This is a genomic window from Faecalimonas sp., from assembly GCA_029264305.1.
Classification (GTDB): domain Bacteria; phylum Bacillota; class Clostridia; order Lachnospirales; family Lachnospiraceae; genus Faecalimonas.
In genome coordinates, this window is sequence record JARICA010000019.1 from 45,385 (window position 1) to 66,758 (window position 21,374).

21 protein-coding genes, 1 pseudogene and 1 other annotated feature are annotated in these 21,374 nt (G+C 33.5%); of the genes and pseudogenes, 20 read left to right on the forward strand and 2 right to left on the reverse strand.

The window, feature by feature from the left end; genetic code table 11:
* Window positions 1–10: 10 nt before the first annotated feature.
* Window positions 11–1,063, reverse strand: coding sequence for a DnaD domain protein (locus ACY2U7_RS06520; RefSeq protein WP_461812562.1), 1,053 nt, complete (start codon window positions 1,061–1,063; stop codon window positions 11–13).
* A gap of 139 nt (window positions 1,064–1,202) precedes the next feature.
* Complete coding sequence (murC, locus tag ACY2U7_RS06525; protein WP_461812563.1) at window positions 1,203–2,588, reverse strand: UDP-N-acetylmuramate--L-alanine ligase; 1,386 nt, start codon at window positions 2,586–2,588, stop codon at window positions 1,203–1,205.
* A 212-nt stretch (window positions 2,589–2,800) separates the two neighbouring features.
* Here murC and ACY2U7_RS06530 point away from each other — a divergent pair, with 212 nt between their 5' ends.
* The 20 genes and pseudogenes from ACY2U7_RS06530 (at window position 2,801) to ACY2U7_RS06625 (ending at window position 21,323) form a co-directional block, all read left to right on the forward strand.
* Window positions 2,801–4,072 carry a glucose-1-phosphate adenylyltransferase gene (locus ACY2U7_RS06530; RefSeq protein ID WP_461812564.1) on the forward strand — a complete coding sequence of 424 codons (1,272 nt, stop codon included), beginning with the start codon at window positions 2,801–2,803 and terminating at the stop codon, window positions 4,070–4,072.
* A 2-nt stretch (window positions 4,073–4,074) separates the two neighbouring features.
* Complete coding sequence (gene glgD, locus ACY2U7_RS06535) at window positions 4,075–5,193, forward strand: glucose-1-phosphate adenylyltransferase subunit GlgD (RefSeq protein ID WP_461812565.1); 1,119 nt, start codon at window positions 4,075–4,077, stop codon at window positions 5,191–5,193.
* 18 nt (window positions 5,194–5,211) lie between these two features.
* Entirely contained in the window at window positions 5,212–5,496 is a 285-nt protein-coding gene (gene spoVG / locus ACY2U7_RS06540) for a septation regulator SpoVG (RefSeq protein WP_461812566.1), read from the forward strand.
* A 95-nt stretch (window positions 5,497–5,591) separates the two neighbouring features.
* Window positions 5,592–6,245: an RluA family pseudouridine synthase gene (locus ACY2U7_RS06545; RefSeq protein ID WP_461812567.1), complete on the forward strand. Its 654-nt coding sequence runs from the start codon at window positions 5,592–5,594 to the stop codon at window positions 6,243–6,245.
* A gap of 61 nt (window positions 6,246–6,306) precedes the next feature.
* Window positions 6,307–6,524: a binding site (T-box leader), on the forward strand.
* A gap of 69 nt (window positions 6,525–6,593) precedes the next feature.
* Window positions 6,594–8,036: a proline--tRNA ligase gene (proS, locus tag ACY2U7_RS06550; RefSeq protein ID WP_461812568.1), complete on the forward strand. Its 1,443-nt coding sequence runs from the start codon at window positions 6,594–6,596 to the stop codon at window positions 8,034–8,036.
* 85 nt (window positions 8,037–8,121) lie between these two features.
* Window positions 8,122–9,315: a helix-turn-helix domain-containing protein gene (locus tag ACY2U7_RS06555; protein WP_461812569.1), complete on the forward strand. Its 1,194-nt coding sequence runs from the start codon at window positions 8,122–8,124 to the stop codon at window positions 9,313–9,315.
* A 78-nt stretch (window positions 9,316–9,393) separates the two neighbouring features.
* On the forward strand, window positions 9,394–11,313 hold the full coding sequence (gene baiCD, locus ACY2U7_RS06560; protein WP_461816087.1) for a bile acid Fe-S flavoenzyme BaiCD: 1,920 nt from the start codon (window positions 9,394–9,396) through the stop codon (window positions 11,311–11,313).
* A 132-nt stretch (window positions 11,314–11,445) separates the two neighbouring features.
* The gene (locus ACY2U7_RS06565; RefSeq protein ID WP_461812571.1) at window positions 11,446–11,742 is read left to right on the forward strand and encodes an ArsR/SmtB family transcription factor; all 297 of its coding nucleotides are present in this window, start codon (window positions 11,446–11,448) and stop codon (window positions 11,740–11,742) included.
* Window positions 11,736–12,635 (forward strand): annotated as a pseudogene (locus ACY2U7_RS06570) (permease); the annotation flags it as partial. The gene ACY2U7_RS06565 and the pseudogene ACY2U7_RS06570, both read left to right, overlap by 7 nt.
* Window positions 12,636–12,652: 17 nt before the next feature.
* The gene (locus ACY2U7_RS06575; protein WP_461816088.1) at window positions 12,653–13,576 is read left to right on the forward strand and encodes a CobW family GTP-binding protein; all 924 of its coding nucleotides are present in this window, start codon (window positions 12,653–12,655) and stop codon (window positions 13,574–13,576) included.
* A 13-nt stretch (window positions 13,577–13,589) separates the two neighbouring features.
* Window positions 13,590–13,832, forward strand: coding sequence for a thioredoxin family protein (locus ACY2U7_RS06580; protein WP_461816089.1), 243 nt, complete (start codon window positions 13,590–13,592; stop codon window positions 13,830–13,832).
* Window positions 13,833–13,846: 14 nt separating this feature from the next.
* On the forward strand, window positions 13,847–15,181 hold the full coding sequence (locus ACY2U7_RS06585) for a CCA tRNA nucleotidyltransferase (RefSeq protein WP_461812574.1): 1,335 nt from the start codon (window positions 13,847–13,849) through the stop codon (window positions 15,179–15,181).
* Window positions 15,182–15,261: 80 nt separating this feature from the next.
* A complete protein-coding gene (locus tag ACY2U7_RS06590; protein WP_461816090.1) occupies window positions 15,262–16,266 on the forward strand; it encodes a CotS family spore coat protein in 1,005 nt (334 codons plus the stop codon).
* Window positions 16,267–16,300: 34 nt separating this feature from the next.
* On the forward strand, window positions 16,301–18,034 hold the full coding sequence (locus tag ACY2U7_RS06595; protein WP_461816091.1) for a phospho-sugar mutase: 1,734 nt from the start codon (window positions 16,301–16,303) through the stop codon (window positions 18,032–18,034).
* An 82-nt stretch (window positions 18,035–18,116) separates the two neighbouring features.
* Window positions 18,117–18,440 (forward strand): non-specific DNA-binding protein Hbs, encoded by a 324-nt coding sequence (hbs, locus tag ACY2U7_RS06600; protein ID WP_461812598.1) that lies wholly within the window; start codon window positions 18,117–18,119, stop codon window positions 18,438–18,440.
* Window positions 18,441–18,502: 62 nt separating this feature from the next.
* A complete protein-coding gene (locus ACY2U7_RS06605) occupies window positions 18,503–18,742 on the forward strand; it encodes an RNA-binding S4 domain-containing protein (protein ID WP_461812577.1) in 240 nt (79 codons plus the stop codon).
* Between the two features lie 84 nt (window positions 18,743–18,826).
* The gene (gene yabP / locus ACY2U7_RS06610; RefSeq protein ID WP_461812578.1) at window positions 18,827–19,111 is read left to right on the forward strand and encodes a sporulation protein YabP; all 285 of its coding nucleotides are present in this window, start codon (window positions 18,827–18,829) and stop codon (window positions 19,109–19,111) included.
* Window positions 19,112–19,117: 6 nt separating this feature from the next.
* Window positions 19,118–19,447: a spore cortex biosynthesis protein YabQ gene (gene yabQ, locus ACY2U7_RS06615; protein WP_461812579.1), complete on the forward strand. Its 330-nt coding sequence runs from the start codon at window positions 19,118–19,120 to the stop codon at window positions 19,445–19,447.
* 58 nt (window positions 19,448–19,505) lie between these two features.
* A complete protein-coding gene (locus ACY2U7_RS06620) occupies window positions 19,506–19,832 on the forward strand; it encodes a septum formation initiator family protein (protein WP_461812580.1) in 327 nt (108 codons plus the stop codon).
* A 99-nt stretch (window positions 19,833–19,931) separates the two neighbouring features.
* Window positions 19,932–21,323: a SpoIIE family protein phosphatase gene (locus ACY2U7_RS06625; RefSeq protein ID WP_461816092.1), complete on the forward strand. Its 1,392-nt coding sequence runs from the start codon at window positions 19,932–19,934 to the stop codon at window positions 21,321–21,323.
* The last annotated feature ends 51 nt before the right edge of the window (window positions 21,324–21,374 follow it).

Genomic DNA, 21,374 nt, shown 5'->3' on the forward strand with positions numbered 1-21,374 from the left:
TCTCCTTTAATTATTGATTTAAAAGTTGTTTTTCCAAAGAATCATAATCATAAGTACGACCTTCAAAGTTGTTAAATTTATTCTTTACAACAGGTCTTGTCTCTGCTCTTCTATGAATTACTGTTTGTCTATGAGCAGAATCTAGGCGTTGTAAATCAGCAAGATGATGCACGTTGGACGTAATCCATTTTTTTAAAATAGAATCGGTATATTCAAAACTTGGTTGGTGCAGTTTTGCCATTGTGCGATTACATGCTTCGATGATTAAATCTAGAGTAAATCCATATTCTTCTGTCCATTTTTTGATATAAGCTAATTCTGGTGCGGCAGCAGAACGTCCTTTAATTCCAAAAGCATTTAAAATTGAATAGCAGTTTTTGTTATAAAATTTTGAACTATTTCTTGCTTCTTCTACCGTTGTGATATTTTCTTCTGACCATGCAAGAGCTACTTTTTGAATATAATGGATACTTTTGTGTCCATTTTCCACACAGTATTCAATTAGGTATTCTACAAGTTCTGCAGAAAAATGCAAGTTGTCATAAAAATAAGTGATGGATTCAATATCTGTTGCTGATAATGTTTTTCCAAGATACTGTTCAGCAATAAATAACAAAGATTTTAATTCTTTCCGATTCTTAACTTGTTCAATATTAGAATTCTTTGTAGAAGGTTTTTCCTCGGTAAGTTTTTCAGGTATAACAATTGGTGTTGGTTCAGTAATAGGAGTGAGTTCTTCAATAGTACTTTCATTCTCCGTCTCAGTTGGTATACCACCTACGTTAATACTGTCAATTTCGTTATTAGAAGTATAAGTAAGAGTAATCAATCCTTCTTTTTCCCAGTATTTTAAAGCACGCAAAATATCCTTTTCTGTATTCTCAAGGCAATCAGCAATAGTAGAGATTGTCACAGTGGTACATGGATTTTGCAAATGACGAAGCAATAGCAGATACACTTTCACATATTCGCCATTTGCACGTGCCATATAATTATCTATAAAATCATTTTCAATACATGTAGAATTCATCTGAAGATGATTGTGTAATTTTAATGCTTTCATTGTATCTTTACCCCTTCAAAAAGTAAGTTCTTCTTCGTTCGTATGCGTATTATAACACTATATTAGCATAGGACAAAGAACTTTTCGGTGGAAAACTTAGCTTTTTTGTGGATAAAAAAAATGTGGATAATGTGGATAACTATGTGGAAAGTAATGATTCTCCAATGTTTACAACGTCTCCAGCACCCATAGTTATCAACAAATCATCGGGGATACAGTGTTTAAGCACAAAATTTTCCACTGATTTAAAATCAGGAAAATAGTGTGCATCTGTTCCTAATTTTTGAATTTCTTCAGCAAGAATTTCGGAAGACATTCCTAAAGTATCTGTTTCTCTAGCTGCGTAAATATCAACAAGGAGGACATGATCTGCTAGAGAAAGAGCTTCTGCAAATTCATGGAAAAAGGCCTTCGTCCTTGTATAAGTATGTGGTTGGAAAATACACCAAGTTTCTCTGTGTGGATAATGTTTTACAGAAGAAAGTGTAGCTGTAATTTCTGTAGGATGATGTGCATAATCATCAATAATTGTAAATCCATTTTTTTCGCCTTTGTATTCAAAGCGTCTATCTGTTCCAGAGAAAGATAAAAGTCCTTTTTTTATTGAAGTTAAAGGAACTTCTGTAAGTTCTCCTACTGCGATAGCTGCAAGAGCATTAGATATATTGTGATCTCCTGTAACAGAAAGAGAGATGCGATCAATAAATTCTCCAAAACGGAAAAAGTCAAAAGAAGGACAACCTGTCTCATGGTAAGAGATATTTTTTGCACAATAATCATAATCGCCGTTTAGACCATAAGTTAAGATACGACAAGTAAGTCCATCTGTGATAGAATTTATATTTTTAATTTCACCGTTAATTACAAGAGTGCCTTCCTCATTTTGAGGGAGTAATTGTGCAAAACGATGGAAAGAGTGACGAATATCGTGAATATCTTTAAAAAAGTCCATATGATCTTCTTCCACATTTAAGATAACACTTATCTTTGGAAGAAAGTGTAAAAAACTATTTGTATATTCACAAGCTTCAGTAACAAATATGCCTGAATTACCTACACGAATATTTCCATTAATTGCTTTTAAGATACCACCAACAGAAATAGTAGGATCTTTTTCTCCAGCTAAAAGGACATGAGATAACATGGAAGTGGTAGTTGTCTTTCCATGTGTCCCGGAAACGGCGATCGGACATTCGTAGTTTGTCATCAATTGTCCAAGAAGTTCGGCACGAGATAACATTGGGATATTTTGACGAACAGCTTCTGCAAATTCTTCATTATCTTCATGAATAGCAGCTGTATAAATGACAACATCAATACCGCTAACAATATTGGCTGCTTTTTGTCCGTAAAAAATATTGGCACCTTTTTTAGTGAGATGTTGCGTAAGAGAAGATTCCTTATTGTCTGACCCAGAAACAGTAAAGGATTCTTTTAATAAAATTTCAGCCAAACCACTCATACTGATTCCACCGATACCGATAAAATGCACATGGATTGGCTTTTTAAAATCAATTTTATACATAAAAATGCTCCCCATTCTTTTTTTTACATTTTTTAACATATTTTATAGTCTACGATTATATTATAACTATTGTAGGATAAAATGCCAAGCCATTTCTTTTTGTCATAATTGTATGAAAAAAGAAAAAAACATTCAAAGAAATTGTAAAAAATGTTCACGGATGGGTTTGTGTGTGATATAATAAAATTATTATTACTGGAAGGGGCGATGACATGATAAAAAAGGAAATGATAGCAATGCTTTTAGCAGGCGGACAAGGAAGTAGACTTGGCGTTTTAACAGCAAAAGTAGCGAAGCCTGCAGTTTCGTTTGGTGGAAAATATAGAATTATAGATTTTCCGTTAAGTAACTGTATCAACTCTGGAATTGATACAGTAGGGGTATTGACGCAGTATCAACCATTAAGATTAAATACACATATTGGAATTGGGATACCATGGGATTTAGATCGCAATGTAGGAGGAGTAACGGTATTACCTCCGTATGAAAAAAGTACAAGTAGTGAGTGGTATTCGGGAACAGCAAATGCTATTTATCAAAATTTGGATTATATGAGTGCATACAATCCAGATTATGTCTTGATTTTGTCTGGAGATCATATTTATAAAATGGATTACGAAGTAATGTTGGATTTTCATAAAGAAAATAATGCAGATGTTACTATAGCAGCAATGCCAGTGCCATTAGAAGAAGCAAGTCGTTTTGGTATTGTAATTACGGATGAAGAAGGAAAAATTGAAGATTTTGAAGAGAAGCCAGCACAGCCAAGAAGTAATTTAGCGTCTATGGGAATTTATATTTTTAGTTGGCCAGTTTTAAAGCAGGCTTTGCAAGATTTATCAAGTCAGCCAAATTGTGATTTTGGAAAACATATTATTCCATATTGTCACAGCAAAAATCAGAGATTATTCGCATATGAATATAATGGATATTGGAAAGATGTTGGAACATTAAGTTCGTATTGGGAAGCGAACATGGAATTAATCGATATTATTCCAGAATTTAATTTATATGAAGAGTTTTGGAAGATTTATACAAATTCGGGTGTACTTCCACCGAATTATGTTTCGGATCAATCAGTGGTTGAAAGAAGTATTATTTGTAATGGTGCTAGTGTTTATGGTGAGGTACATAATTCCATTTTAGGTTCAAGGGTACGTATTGGAAAAGGAACAATCATAAGAGATTCCATTATTATGAATGAAACAGAAATTGGCGAGAATTGTGTGGTGGACAAAGCAATTATTGCAGAAACCGTAAAGATTGGAAATAATGTTACTATCGGAATAGGAAGTGACAAGCCAAATAAAATGCGTCCAGATATTTATAATTCAGGATTGACAACAATAGGAGAAAAAAGTGTAATCCCGTCGGATGTACAAATAGGAAAAAATACCGCCATTAGTGGTGTGACATCAAAAGAAGATTATGTAGGTGGAGTGCTTGAAAGTGGTGAAACATTAATAAAGGCAGGTGAAAGATAGGTATGAGAGCAGTAGGTATTATTTTAGCAGGTGGAAATAACAATAGAATGAAAGAACTGACGGATAAACGTGCAGTTGCAGCAATGCCGGTTGGGGGAAGTTATAGGTGTATTGATTTTGCACTTAGTAATATGACTAATTCCAATATACAGAAAGTTGCAGTATTGACTCAGTATAACGCACGATCTTTAAATGAACATATGAATTCATCAAAATGGTGGAATTTTGGAAGAAAACAAGGTGGTTTATATGTTTTTACACCTACTATTACAAAAGATAACGGATACTGGTATAGAGGAACAGCAGATGCAATTTATCAAAATCTTGATTTTTTGAAGAAATCACATGAACCATATGTCATTATTACTTCAGCAGATGCGGTTTATAAATTGGATTATAATGAGGTTTTAGAATATCATATTAGAAAACAAGCAGATATTACTGTTGTATGTAAAGATTTAGAACCGGGGGATACTGCAAGACGTTATGGGACAATCAAGATGAATGAGGATTGCTTGATTGAAGAATTTGAAGAAAAGCCAATGCTTGCAAAATCAAGAACAATTTCTACAGGAATCTATATACTTCGTAGAAGACAGTTGATTGATTTGATTGAGAAAGCAGCAGAGGAAGAGAATTATGATTTTGTAACAGATATTTTAATTCGTTATAAGAATGTAAAGAAAATTTACGGATACAAAATTAAAAATTATTGGAGTAATATTTCAACAGTAGATGCTTATTATAAAACGAATATGGATTTTTTAAAACCAGAAGTAAGAGAATATTTTTTCCAAGAATTGCCAAGAGTATATTCTAAAGTAAGCGATTTGCCTCCAGCAAAATATAACCCAGGAGCAGTTGTGAAAAATAGTTTGGTTGCAAGTGGAAGTATTATAAATGGTACAGTTGAAAATTCTGTTTTATTTAAAAAAGTATTTGTTGGAAATAACTGTATTATTAAGAACTCCATTATTTTAAATGATGTGTATCTTGGAGATAATACATATATTGAAAATTGTATCGTGGAAAGTAGAGATACAATTCGAGCAAATACTCGTTATATAGGTGAGAATGGCGTAAAAGTTGTGGTAGAAAAAAATGATAGGTATATATTCTAATTTAAGGAGGCTAAAGATATGCAGATTACAGACGTACGAGTAAGAAAGGTAGCAAAGGAAGGAAAATTAAAAGCTGTAGTATCTATTACTATGGATGAGGAATTTGTAGTACATGATATAAAAGTTATTGAAGGAGAAAAGGGATTATTTATTGCAATGCCAAGTAAAAAATCTTTGGATGGAGAATATAGAGATATTGCACATCCTATTAATTCTGCGACAAGAGATAGAATACAAAAGATGATTTTAGAAAAATATGAAGAAGCATTACAAGAAGAAACAGAGATTGAAAATGCTGTATAAAATTCAAAAATAATAGGCTGCCACGAAATATATTTATTTCGTGGCACTTTTTATATGAATTGTGTATAATAGATAAAAACTAAAGGGGAAAATGAATGGATATCAAAGATTGTATTTTATATGAAGATCAATATTTGCTTGTTTGTCATAAATTACCTAGAATAGCTACGCAGACAAGCCGGATAGGTGAGAAAGATATGGTAAGTTTGCTAAAAAATTATTTATACCAGAAATCGCTAAAAAAACAAGAACCCTATCTTGCGGTTATACATCGCTTAGATCAAATGGTAGAAGGGGTGCTAGTCTTTGCAAAAACTCCTTTTGCTGCGAAAGAATTGAGTAGACAATTACAACAAAAAGAGTTTGGAAAGCAATATAAAGCTATAGTTTGTAAAAGTCCATCTGAAAAAAGTGGGACCTTAATTAATTTTATGATAAAAGATAAAAAATCTAATACATCCAGGATATGTAATGAGCAGGATGTAGGAGCGAAAAAGGCAATTTTGCATTATGAAGTGGTTGATGAAAATAAAGATGGAACAGCAATAGTACACATATATTTAGAAACTGGTCGACATCATCAAATAAGAGTGCAGTTAGCAAATATTGGTTGTGGAATTATGGGAGATGCAAAATACAATGCAGGTAATTATGACAGAGAGAAATGGGATAAGATTGCATTGTGTGCATATCGTTTACGTTTTATACATCCAAAGACAAAAAAGGAAATGGTGTTTGAATTGAAGTAACCTTTCGTTTTACAGACTTGACAAAGGTACATATTTCCCGTAAAATTACGGTAAGTTATACAGATTGGCGATGAAGAGGAATAGTATATATAGAGGAAGTTATAGAGAGGAAATTTTTGGTGGAATATTTCTACGGATGCTATATAGAACCTGCCTTTGAGCTTTGCGTGAAAACGTAACGTATCTCTGCGTTAAAGGGAAGAAAGAGAATTATAATTGACAGGTATATGTTATTATAATTAATTAGGGTGGTACCGCCGAGGTTTTTCGGTCCCTTTTGGGAAAGAAAAAATCTTGGCGATTTTTATTGTGTAAATTATTAAGCATATAGTAAAAGGAGAAAATGTTATGGCAAAAGAAAAGAAGTTTGTAGAAGCGATTACTTCTAGAGATGAAGATTTCGCACAGTGGTACACAGACGTAGTAAGTAAAGCGGAATTGTGTGATTATACAGGAGTAAAAGGTTGTATGGTTTATCTGCCTAATGGATATGCAATTTGGGAAAAAATGCAAGCAGATCTTGATAAAAGATTTAAGGAAACAGGTGTAGAAAATGTGTATCTTCCAATGTTGATTCCTGAAAATTTATTACAAAAAGAAAAAGACCATATTGAAGGATTTGCACCAGAAGTTGCATGGGTTACGCATGGGGGAAACGAGCCACTTCAAGAAAGAATGTGTATTAGACCTACATCGGAAACATTATTCTGCGATCATTGGAGTAAAACAGTGCAATCATACAGAGATCTTCCAAAGATTTGGAACCAATGGTGTTCGGTACTTCGTTGGGAGAAAACAACAAGACCATTTTTACGTTCTAGAGAGTTTTTATGGCAAGAGGGTCATACGATTCATGCTACATATGAAGAAGCAGAAGAAAGAACAATTTTGATGCAGAAAATTTACAAAGACTTTATTGAGGAAAGTCTTGCAATTCCACTTGTTGCAGGGAAGAAAACAGATAGTGAAAAATTTGCTGGTGCTGAAGATACTTATACAGTAGAAGCGTTGATGCATGATGGAAAAGCATTACAAGCAGCTACAAGTCATTTCTTTGGAAGTGGATTTGCAGATGCATTTGATATTAAATATTTGGATAAAAATAACGAGTTACACAGTGTATATGAAACATCTTGGGGATTAACCACAAGAATGATTGGTGCATTGATTATGGTACATGGGGATGACAGTGGTCTGATTCTTCCACCAAGAATCGCTCCAGTGCAGACAAGAGTAATTCCAATTGCACAGCATAAAGAAGGTGTGCTTGAAAAAGCAACAGAACTTATGAATGCATTAAAGGTTGCTGGATATGCGGTTAATATGGATGATTCAGATAAGAGTCCAGGATGGAAATTCAGTGAACAAGAAATGCAGGGTATTCCAACCCGTATTGAAATTGGACCAAAAGATATTGAAAACAATCAAGTGGTTGTTGTGCGTCGTGATACAAGAGAGAAGATCGTTGTATCTTTAGATGAAATTGTAACAAAATTAGGAGAAATTTTAGAGAACATTCAAAAGGATATGTTTGCTAAAGCAAAAGCATTCCTTGATTCACATATTGACACTGCGGTTACTATGGATGAAATGATTGAGAAGTTTCAAGAAAATCGAGGATTTATTAAAGCGATGTGGTGTGGAGATGAAGCTTGTGAAGATGAAATCAAAGCACAGACAGGGGGAGCATCTTCGCGTTGTATCCCACCAGAACAAGAACATTTATCAGATGTATGTATTTGTTGTGGAAAACCTGCGAAACATATGGTTTACTGGGGAAAATCTTACTAGAAATTGTGAGCACTTTGCGATGAGCTATCGCAAGGTGCTATTTTTATCTCATAGGAAACAATTAAATAGTTGGAGGAAAAAATATATGTGGTATCAGAAAGATTGGTTTACGGGAATTGATTATTATAATTTGAAAGAAAAGCAAATATATGTTTCTGAAAAGCATATTGTAAGCCCGATAGAACAAAAATTTCATGAACAGACAGAAATTTATTATATAGAAAGTGGAGATGCAGATATTTGGATTAATGGAGAAAAATACCATCTGAAAGAAGGCAGTTTTTTTTGTTTATATATGCATTTATTTTATAGAATTGAAAATATTCGTGAGCCCTTATGTTGCATGAAAATTTCTTTTCAAATAGGAGTATTTATGTTTCTTTGTTTTGAACAAAGAAAAGTATGGGAAAATGAAGCATTGATTTATAAGGTATATCCATTATTGCAACTAGAAGAGGATGAAAAGAAAAAGGTCAATGGAATTTTTCGGGAATTATTAATTGAGGAAAAAGAGCAAAGATTTGCTTATCAGAATATTCATATTTATTATGCTATGCAACTTCATGCCTTATATTGTAGATATGCTATGGAAAGAGAAAAGAAGAACAATGAAGATAAAAATCCAATTTGGAATGTGATACAAAGAGTATTGCTGAATACAAGTAAAACGGTATCATTAGAGGAATATGCAAAAGAATTGGGAATGACTTCGGTTACATTAAATCGAAAAATTGTAAAATTATGTGGATATACATTTTTTCAATTACAGAAAATGGGGAAAATATATAATGCATGTGCGTTACTTCATTTCCCAGATTTGAATATACAATATATCAGTGATTACTTAGGGTTTACAGGAGTGGAAGATTTCTATCGTGTATTTAAACGCTATATGAAAATGAGTGTTAGAGAATATCAGAGAAAAAATATTGGATGTGGAGCCAAGATGCTATCTGCTGAAGAAGGTTTACAGATTTTACAATATCTTTTATTACATTTTCAGAAATCATTTAATTTGGAAGAAATGTCAATTTCTTTGAAGATGAAAGTTCCACTTATGGAAAAACGAGTGAGAGAAGAATTTGGGCGGAGTGTGCAAGAATTATTAGAAGAGATTAGAATAAGGATTGCTTGTAGTTACTTGTCTGCAACTGAAAAAAGTATTACACAGATTTCAAATGAGGTAGGGTTTGGAAATATTTCTTCATTTCAAAGAAGTTTTGCGAAATATATGAATCAAACGCCGAGCCAGTACAGGAAATATAGTAAATGTCAATAATTGATAATAATATTACAAAATGTGAATATCTATTTTAAAAAAATTGCCATATAATGAAAAAAAAGGAGGTAAAAAATTATGTTTGAACATGTATTTACTCCAATACGTATTCGTGATATGGAGTTGAAAAATAGAATTATTATGCCAGCTATGGGTACAAGAATGGCAGATGAGAAAGGAAATGTGACAGATAAATTGATTGCTTATCATGCTGCTAGAGCAAAAGGTGGCTGTGCATTGAATATTGTTGAGGTGGCAGCGGTACATACACCGAGCGCACCGGCACATTTTGTTTCTATTAGTGAAGATTGTCATATAGAAGGGCACAAAAAACTTACGGATGCCATTCACAAGAATGGAGGAAAAGCAGGACTTCAGCTTTGGCAAGGGTCTATTGCAGTTTCTATGGATCCAAAAGCGAAAATATTTGTTGTTTCTGATATGAATTTTGGACCACATACACTGAAAGCAATTACGAAAGAAGAAATTCAAGAAATAATTTTAGCATATGGAAAAGCGGCTGTTAGAGCGGTAGAAGCAGGATATGATTGCTTAGAATTTCATTTAGCACATAACTACTTGCCACATTCTTTCTTGAGTGCAGGATTTAATCACAGAGAAGATGAATATGGCGGAAGTTTTGAAAATAGATGTAGATTTCCATTGGAGGTAATCGACGAATTAAGAAAAAATATGCCAGAAGGAATGCCATTGTTTATTCGCATTGATTCACAGGATGATATGTTGGAAAATGGGCTTACAGTTGAAGAAATTATTCGTTTCTGTAAGATTGCGAAAGAACATGGGGTAGATGTATTGGATGTATCTAGAGGAAATATCATTACTGCGGCAACTATGTACGAAGTACCTCCAATTGATATACCAAATGGATTTAATATTGAAAAAGCAGCCGAGATTCGTAAGGGAACAGGAATGTTAACAATAGGTGTGGGAAGAATTAATACAGCGAAATTAGCAGAAGAGATTCTTGCAGAAGACAAAGTAGATATGGTTGTAATGGGAAGAGCACAACTTGCAGATGCAGAATTTGTCAATAAGGCACAGCAGGGGAGAATTGAAGAAATTGTTCATTGTGTAGGCTGTAATCAAGGTTGCTATGACGGATTCTGTGATCTGGTAAATCGTCCACACATTACTTGTATGAGAAATCCAATGATTGGACATGAAGGAGAATATGAATTTAAAAAAGTATCTGAACCAAAGAAAGTATGGGTTATTGGTGGTGGAGTAGGAGGAATGGAAACGGCAAAATTACTCCATGAAAAAGGACATGAAGTTACTTTATTTGAGGAGTCTGATGTGTTGGGAGGAGAATTTCTTCTTGCAGGAGAGGCACCTGGAAAAAAAGAGATGAAGATGGCTGCAATGGAAATGGCGGCTCAGACAGAAAAGTTAGTAACAGTACATAAAAATACAAAAGTCGATGCAGAAATGCTTGAAAATGCTGATGTGGACGAAGTTGTTTTAGCAATAGGTTCATCGCCAATTACCATAAATTTAGAGGGGGCAGATAAATTAGAGCACACATCTGCAACAGAAGTGTTACGTCATGAAGTGAAGCTAAAAGGAAAAGTTGCGGTTATTGGTGGAGGATTAGTTGGTCTAGAAACAGCAGATGCTCTTGCGGTAGATGGATGTGATGTGACTGTTTTAGAAATGAAAGATAGTATTGGAAGTGACTTAGGAAATCTTCGTAAAATTGCAGTTATGATGAAAATGCAGGAATTACAGGTAAAACTTTTACCAAATAGTAAAGTATGTAAATTTACGGAGGAAGGTATTGTTTTAGAAGATGGAACTCTTATCCCATGCAACTGTGCGGTGTTCGCAGTAGGATTCAAATCAAACGATTCTAAAGAATTGATAGAGGTCTGTGAGAAAAAGCAAATTCCATATCATGTTATTGGAGATGCAAAAGCAGCAAGACGTGCCTTAGATGCAATTGCTGAAGGGTTTGAAGTTGCAAGAAATATGTAATAGGAAAATATGTTGAAAGTATAGGACAATCGTTACTTGCGGTTGTCCTTTTTGAATGGGACAGATTGACAAATTTCTATGTGAGGAGTATTCTATATATAGAAAAAAATCTATGTATAAAGGAGAAAAGATGTGGAAATAGACTATGTAAAATATGCTGGGATTTTAAAGGTGTTTTCTGATCCAAAGAGACTAAAAATTATCCATATGTTATCGGCAGGAGAGCTTTGTGCCTGCAAAATACAGGAGAAATTTCATATTACACAACCTACATTGTCTCATGATATGAAGTTGATGTGTGATTTAGGAATTGTTATTCCTCGAAAAGAAGGAAAATGGACGCATTATTCTTTGAATAAAATAGTGTTACAGGAAGTGTATCAAGTATTGGGGGAAATTATGTTTGAAAAGCAAGAGGTAAGAAAATGAGTAATGCAATTAAATTTTTTCTTTACGATACAGTAAAACTTTTCTTTCTATTGTCTGTAGTGGTTTTTATTACTTCTTATATACAAAGTTATTTTCCTCCTGAACGAAGTAGGAAGATTTTGGGAAGATTTAAAGGAGTTGGAGGAAATATAATTGGTGCATTGTTAGGAACAGTTACACCATTTTGTTCCTGTTCTTCTATACCAATTTTTATAGGTTTCACTAGCGCAGGACTGCCACTTGGAGTTACTTTTTCTTTTTTGATTTCGTCTCCGATGGTAGATTTGGGATCTCTTGTTCTTCTCATGAGTATTTTTGGTGTGAAAGTTGCAGTGATATATGTTGTTTTTGGTTTGCTTATTGCAGTTCTTGGAGGAACACTTATTGAGAAACTGCATATGGAAAAATATGTCAGAAATTTTATAAAAAATACTGGTAAGATAACTGTAGAATGGAATAAAATGACAAGGAAAGAACGATGGCTGTATGGAAAGGAACGAGTGATTGAAACAATAAAAAAGGTTGCGCCATATATTTTTATTGGTGTTGGAATTGGTGCGATTATTCACAACTTTATTCCACAAATGTGGGTAGAAACTGTATTAGGAAAAGAAAAGTGGTATTCAATTTTATTGGCTGTTATTGTAGGAATTCCGATGTATGCAGATATTTTTGGAACAGTACCTGTTGCGGAAACACTACTGTTAAAAGGTGCAGGGTTAGGGACTGTTTTATCCTTTTTAATGTCCGTTACAACGTTATCTTTACCATCGCTTATCATGCTGAAAAAAGTGATAAAACCGAAACTTTTTATAACTTTTGTAGCGATTGTAACGTTAGGAATTGTATTGGTGGGATATTTATTTAATGGAATTTCATTTCTAATCATATAAAGAAAGAAGGAATATAAATGGAATTATATGTTCTTACAGGTTTTTTGGGAGCTGGGAAAACAACGATTTTGTTAAAAATTTTAGAAAAATTAAAAGGAAAAAGGATAGGTGTTATTCAAAATGAGTTTGGGAAACTGGGAATTGACGGAGAAATACTGAAACATAATGATGTCGAAATGGTTGAGATTAATAGAGGTTCTATTTTTTGTTCTTGTTTAAAATTACAGTTTGTACAAGCATTGAGTGAAATGGCACAATATGAATTTGATAAGTTGTTTGTGGAAAGTTCAGGGCTTGGAGATCCATCTAATGTGGAGGAAATTTTAAAAGCTTCGGAAATCGTATCAGGAAAACAATATGATTTTAAAGGTGTAATTTGTTTTGTAGATGGGGTTAATTTTCTGAAACAGTTGGAAGATTTAGAAACGGTTTATCGGCAGTTAAAACATTGTCATTTAGCAGTTATTACAAAAACAGATTTGGTATCTGAGGAGGAAGTGAATCATCTCTATAGAGTTATAAGAAAGATAAATCCAGTATGTAAGATTGTAGAAAGTGCAAATGGAAACTTAAATTTGTCTGTCTTAGATGAAGATTTATTGTTGTATCAATGGGCAGAAAGTGAAGAAACAACAAATACAGAAGAAACAAAACCGAAAACGTTAGTTATGGAAATAGATTCTAGGGTAGAGGAGAAAGGATTACTTTCTTTTCTTCAGGAGATTTCACAAAGTGTGTATAGAGTAAAGGGATTTGTTGCTTTAAAGGGAAAAGGTTGGCATCAAGTTGATTTGGTTGGAGAAAAAGTGGATCTTCAAAAGGTGGATGACTTAGAAAAGTCACAAATTGTATTTATTTCTAAAATTGGACCTGCGGTTATTAAGAAAATTTTTGATGTATGGGCCAAATATACTGATACAGAAATGAAGTTGAAAAATTAAGGTGGGAAGAAATATGAATATTAAAGTGATTGGCACGGGTTGTGATAAATGTGATAAATTATATGAAAATGTAATGCGGGCAGTAGAGGAGATGGGTGTGGCTACAACGGTAGAAAAGGTAGAAGACCTTATGGAAATTGTTAAGTTGGGCGTGATGACTTCTCCAACATTAATGATAGATGGAAAAGTGGTTTCTGTTGGAAGAGTAATGAAAAAAGATGAAGTAAAAAAATATATACAGTCTGCAGAAAAATAGGGAAGGATTAAATAATGAAGATTACGTTACCAAAAAAAGTGAAAAAAATTATTCAAACATTGAAAAGTCATGGTTATGAGGCTTATGCAGTTGGTGGATGCGTTAGAGATTCTATCTTAGAAAGAACACCTGAAGATTGGGATATTACAACATCGGCTTTGCCAGAGGAAACGAAGGCGTTATTTGACAGGACTTTTGATACAGGTATCGAGCATGGAACAATCACAGTATTGATGGGAAACGAAGGATTTGAAGTAACTACATACCGTATTGATGGAAAATATGAAGATAATCGTCATCCAAAAGAAGTGACATTTACAAGGTGCTTACGGGAAGATTTATTGCGTAGAGATTTTACAATTAATGCTATGGCGTATAATGAAGAAGAAGGTATTATTGACATTTTTGGTGGTTTGGAAGATTTAAAGAAAGGAATTATCCGTTGTGTAGGAAATGCAAAAGAAAGGTTTGGAGAGGATGCTCTTCGTATTTTACGAGCTGTTCGTTTTTCTGCACAACTTGGTTTTTCTATAGAGGAAGAAACAAAGGATGGTATTGTAGCATTAGCGTCGACATTGCAGCAGATTAGTGCAGAAAGAATACAGGTAGAATTGATAAAAATGCTTACCTCTCCAAATCCAGAAAAAATACAGCTTGCATACGAACTTGGAATTACAAAGGTGATTTTGCCAGAATTTGATGAGATGATGAAAACGGAACAAGAAACACCACATCATATGTATACAGTTGGAGAACATACGATTAAGGCACTTGCATATATTAGAGAAAATAAGATTCTAAGGTTAACAATGCTACTTCATGATGTAGGGAAACCAATGATGAAAACAATAGATGCAGATGGTGTTGCACATTTCAAAGGTCATGATGTAGAGGGCGAAAAAATTGTTAAAAAAATTTTAAAGCGATTGAAGTTTGATAATGATACGTTAAAAAAAGTGACAAAATTAGTAAGGTATCATGATTATAGAATGCCTGCACGGATGAAAAATGTTAGACGTGCGATTAATACGATTGGAGAGGATTTGTTTCCTTTTTATTTAGAGGTACGAATGGCTGATACAATGGCACAAAGTGAATACCAGCGCACAGAAAAATTGGCGAATTTAGATGAGATTCGTGATTGTTTTGAAGAAATACAGGAAAAAAACCAATGTGTTTCTTTAAAAACATTAGCTATTACAGGGAATGATTTGATTCAACTTGGAATGAAACCAGGAAAAGAAATTGGAGAAATGCTGAATAAGTTATTGAAATTAGTTTTGGATAATCCGGAATACAATACTGAAGAAATGTTAAAACTTTATGTGAAAGAAAATAGAAAATTCTGACTTGTACAATAGATGTTGTTCTACTTTATGAAAAATCCTCATACAGTTAAAAGAGTAAAATAGAAAATGTAGGGGGAGTTATGAAGGAATATGATTTAAATGTGTTAGAACAGTATGAGATAGAAGTTAATGCAACAAAAAAAGTAAGGGATGCTGTCTTATGCGAAACAGATAAAGGAGTTCTTTTGCTGAAAGAAACTGTTGATTCTGAAAAAAAAATTCCAGTTCTAGAAGCGCTTACAACTCAAATGACCAATAGAGGATATGAACAAGTAGATAGACTTTTTGTGAATAAAGAGGGGAGTTATATTACTGAGTCTGAAGATGGTACACATTATATTCTTAAAAAATGGTATGTGGGAAGAGAATGTGATGTGAAACGAGAAGCGGAAGTTTTAGAAGCAACGAGAAATCTTAGTAAAATTCACTTACTTATGAAAAATTCAGATATAAATTGGAAATTATTTGTAGGAAATAATTTACAGGAAGAATATAAAAGACACAATCGTGAATTGCGGAAAATCAGACAATTTATGAGAAATAAAACAGCAAAAAATCAATTTGAGAATATGGCATTGAAACATTTTCAGGAAATGTATATGTGGGCAGAATATGCAGATAGAAAATTGACAAATTCAGTTTATGAAGATCTTAGAGAAAAAAGCATTGAAGAAGGAACGATTATACACGGAGATTATAATTATCATAATCTGATTATGACACAACAAGGAATGGCAACAACTAATTTTGAGCATGCTTGCTTAGATGTGCAGTTAGCTGATTTGTATTATTTTATGCGAAAGGTGTTAGAGAAATATCATTGGAGTATAGAACTAGGCAGAGCTATGCTTCGTGCATATCAAGAAGCAAAACCATTAGCAGATGAAGAAAAAGAGTATCTTTGTATTCGTTTTGTTTATCCAGAAAAGTTTTGGAAAGTGATGAATAGTTACTATCATTCAAATAAAGCATGGATTTCTGAAAAAAATGTGGAAAAACTTTCTGTTGCTATTTCTCAGATAGAAGAAAAGAAACAGTTTTTAAAGAGTATATTTGCTTTTCATTTGGAAAAGACTGTTGTATAATAAAGAGCAGAAATTACTGGAGGTAAAAGAAAGTATGGATTATCAGAAAAAATATAATCAATGGTTAAATGATTCTTACTTTGATGAAGAGACAAAAGAAGAGTTAAAGAGAATCGCAGATGATGAAAATGAAATTAAGGAACGTTTTTATAAAGATTTAGAATTTGGAACTGCAGGACTTAGAGGTGTTATTGGAGCAGGAACAAATCGTTTAAATATATATACTATTAGAAAAGCTACTCAAGGATTGGCAAATTATATTGTGAAAAGAAATGCGAAGGAGAAAGGTGTTGCAATTGCGTATGATTCACGTCATATGTCACCAGAATTTGCAGATGAAGCTGCACTTTGTCTTGCTGGAAATGGAATCAAAGCATATGTGTTTGATGCGTTAAGACCAACTCCAGAATTATCTTTTGCAGTACGCCAATTAAATTGTATTGCTGGAATTAATATTACAGCAAGTCATAATCCACCAGAATATAATGGGTATAAAGTATATTGGGAAGATGGAGCACAGATTACACCACCACATGATAAAGGGATTATGGATGAGGTACAGGCAGTTGAAGATTTCCATTGTGTAAAAACAATGTCACTAAAAGATGCAAGAGAAGCAGGTTTATATGAGACAATTGGGAAAGAAATTGACGATGCTTATATCGAGGCGTTAAAAGGGCAGGTTATTCATCAAGAAGCAATTGATGCGATGAATAAAGAATTGAAAATTGTTTATAGCCCACTTCATGGAACGGGAAATGTTCCAGTAAGACGTGTTTTGAAAGAATTAGGATTTGAAAATGTGTATATTGTTAAAGAACAAGAATTGCCGGATGGTAATTTCCCTACAGTATCTTATCCAAATCCTGAGTCAGAAGAAGCTTTTAAACTGGGGTTGAAGTTAGCTAAAGAGGTAGATGCTGATTTGATTTTAGCAACAGATCCTGACGCAGATAGATTAGGAGTGTATGTGAAAGACACAATGTCAGGGGAATATAAGGTTCTTACAGGGAATATGTCTGGGTGTCTTCTTGCGGATTATGAAATCGGACAAAGAAAAGAAAAGGAAGGATTGCCTGAGGATGGTTGTCTGATTAAAACAATTGTTACAACAAACATGGCTGATGCTATTGCAAGAGGATATGAAATCAATCTTAAGGAAGTTTTGACTGGATTTAAATATATCGGACAGAAGATTTTAGAGTTTGAAACAACAGGAAAAGGACATTATCTATTTGGATTTGAAGAAAGTTATGGCTGTCTGATTGGCACACATGCCAGAGACAAAGATGCTATTGTAGCAACAATGGCACTTTGTGAGGCGGCTGCATACTACAAGACAAAAGGAAAAACATTGTGGGATGCAATGATTGATTTATATGAAAAATATGGATACTATAAAGACGGTATTCAGTCAATTACGTTAAAAGGAATTGAAGGACTAGAAAAAATCCAGCAAATTTTAAATACATTGAGAGAAGAAACACCGTCTTCATTTGGTCCATATAAGGTTGTAAAAGCACGTGATTATCAAGCAAACACAATTAAAGATATAGAAACTGGAGAAATAAAGCCAACAGGACTTCCAAACTCAAATGTCATTTATTATGATTTGACTGATGAAGCATGGTTATGTGTTAGACCATCAGGTACAGAACCAAAAGTAAAATTTTATTATGGGGTAAAAGGAACATCATTGGAAAATGCAGACGAAAAATCAGAAGAATTAGGCAAAGAAGTGCTTGAAATGATTGATAAAATGCTATAATTCCCTTGACAAATATAGGGGAAACCGTTATAACAATACTTAGGCAAGAGCAGGGGAAATAGCGAAATTGCTCAGAATTGCTATAGAATCTAAGAAGGATTTTATGATACAACTAGAGGAGGATATATCCATGAATAAAACAGAATTAATTACAGCAGTTGCTGAAAATGCAGAATTATCAAAAAAAGATGCAGAGAAAGCATTAAAAGCTTTCGTTGAAGTTGTTACAGAAGAATTGAAAAAAGGTGAAAAAATCCAATTAGTAGGATTTGGAACATTTGAAGTAAGCGAAAGAGCAGCAAGAGAAGGAAGAAATCCACAGACAGGAAAAACAATGAGTATTGCAGCTTGTAAAGTACCAAAATTTAAAGTAGGAAAAGCATTGAAAGATGCTGTGAATTGTTAAGAACTGTGAATGGGGCGTAGTAAAATTAAGTTTTGCTACGCCCCTTTTTAAAAGGAGGAAATATGAGATTAGATAAATTTTTGAAAGTATCTCGTTTGATCAAAAGAAGAACAGTAGCGAATGAGGCCTGTGATGCGGGACGTGTGTTAGTAAATGGATTAGTTGCAAAAGCATCGCAAAAAGTAAAAGTTGGAGATATTATTGAAATTCAATTTGGAACAAAAAGCGTAAAGGCAAAAGTTCTTGACCTTCAAGAAACGACAAAGAAAGAAGAAGCAAAAGAATTGTTTTGCTATTTATAGACAGTCATAAATTTACCGCCCTTTTCATATAATAGCAAAAAGAATGTATTGTTTGTTCGGATAAGAGAAAGGGCGTGTAGGTAAATGGAAGAAAAGCAAGTGTTAAAAGCACATAAAATTGTAATCAATAATCGAAAGACAAGCGTAGTAACAGGAGTGTTGGACGTTTTGTCTTTTGATTTAAATGAAATATTACTCGAAACAGAACAGGGAATGCTTATGGTAAAGGGGAGTGACATTCATGTCAATCGGCTCAGTTTAGAAAAGGGAGAAGTTGATCTCTCGGGAAATATTGATAGCATTGCTTATTCGGAAATCCACCCAAAGGCAAAACAAGGGGAAAATTTACTTACAAAATTGTTTAGGTAATGGATTATGTTAGGATTAGAAAAAGAAATGGCGATATTTGCTCATGCCGTACTTGCGGGAATTCTTGTGTATGGTACATATACTTTGTTAAGAATAATTAGGAGATTTATTAAACATAATTTACGAGCTATTTCCATAGAAGATTTTTTGTTTTGGACAGGAACGAGTTTGTATTTGTTTATAGAAATTTATTATACAAGTGATGGCAGTGTTCGTTGGTTTTTTGTTTTAGGTGTTGTTTTGGGGATGATATTTTTTTCTTTTTTTATTTTAGGAGTAAAAAAAATATACGAAAAAATAGAGAAAAGTATTGATAAACATGTGGAAACACGCTAATATTAACATATATTGTGGGGAAAATGATGTATAAATAAGTGGTAAATAGGTGGTTTTTATGACGAAAATAAACAAAAAAATATCTGCACGTCAAAGAAAACAGCAGTTAAAGCGTCATAAGCGTAGTATGATAGTTGTTACGTGTGTTTTGGCATTGTTAGGTGTAGTAGTGTTTGTGGGAAGTGTTTCTCTTCGCTCTCAGAATAGGACATACAAAGCGCAGGAAAAGGAACTGCAAAGAGAGATTAGAGAAGAGGAAGAAAGATTAGAAGATATTAAAGAACTAGAAGAATATGTGCAGACAGATGAGTATATAGAGGACAAGGCTAAGGAAGAATTAGGTCTTGCCCGAAAGAACGAGATTTTATTTCAGACAGAAAAATAATATATGATTTTACAAAAGATTGCGTTTAACGCAATCTTTTTCTTTTTATATAATTACGGAAATCAAATCTATCGAATAGTATAAAGAAGGAGAGCAGGAATGAGTAAAGTAAATGTGGATAATCCGTATGTGACACAGATTGATAAATTTGCAAGTTCACTTAGACATTTAGCAAATATATTTTTGCATTTAGAGGAAAAAAGAGAGTCGTTGTCACAAGCAGAAATGGAAGAAATTTTTGCAGAAGTGGATGAAAATGTGTGTAAAGATTGTGAAAATAGAGAATGGTGTATGAGTGAAAATTCCATTTCTACATACCAAATGATGTATGAAATTCTTTCAGCGGTGGAAGAATATGGTGTTGAATTAAATACAGAAATAAAAAGAAAATTGCAGAAACGTTGTATACAAGCACCAAGATTTTTAAGAGAGACGCTTGATACCTTTCAAGGAGCAAAAAAAGAGTTGGTATGGAATAATAAATTAGCACAAAGTAGACGAGGTTGTGCGGTTCAATTAGATTCTTTTGCACATATGATTCAACATGCAACCCATGAATTGAATGCCAGTATATTTTCGGATGAATCTCTTGAAAAAAGAATACAAAATCAGTTTAAAAGGATAGAAGTACGTTTATTGAGCAGTGTTTTCTTGATGACGCCAGAAGGGAAGTACGAAATACATTTGACAGTGCGATCGAAAAAGGGACAGTGTATAACGACAAAAGAATTAATAGGAAATTTATCAAAAATAGTCGGCAGAAAAATGGTTTTGCCAGAAGGAGAAAGACTATTGGTTGGACAAGAATATTGTACAATTATTGCTATGGAAGGGCCAAAGTACCATACGTTGCAAGGAGTTGCAAAAATTGGAAAAGGTTGTGACAAGATTTCAGGGGATAATTTTTCGATGATGGAGCTTCCGGGTGGAAAACATGGTGTCGTTCTGTCTGATGGAATGGGATCTGGGGAAAAAGCATTTAAAGAAAGTGCCATGGTTGTGGAAATGTTAGAAGAACTTTTACTTGCGGGTTTTCCAAAAGAAACGGCTATTCAAATGATGAATACAGCGCTTGTTATGGGACGAGAAGAAATTCGATTTTCTACAATAGATATGAGTGTTTTTGATTTATATAATGGGAATTGTGAATTCGTAAAAGTGGGAGCATCTACAACTTATATAAAACGAGGGAAACAAGTGGAGAGAATTAGTTCTACAAGTCTTCCGATAGGTGTTGTACAATATTTGGAAATAGAGACAACAAAGAAACATTTGGAAAATGGAGATTTTATTATTATGGTTACAGATGGTGTTCTTGATGCACTTCCGGTAGGAGAACAAGACTTGCTTATGGAAACGATTATAAGTGGTACGAATAAAAATAATCCGAAAGAAATGGCACACCATATTTTAGAGCAGATATTAGAATGGACAGGAGAAGAACCGCTAGATGATATGACAGTACTTGTAGTTGGATTTTGGAGTTTGTAATGAAAAGGTTGCATTTTAAAATGGAATTCTATATAGTGAGAATGTATATTA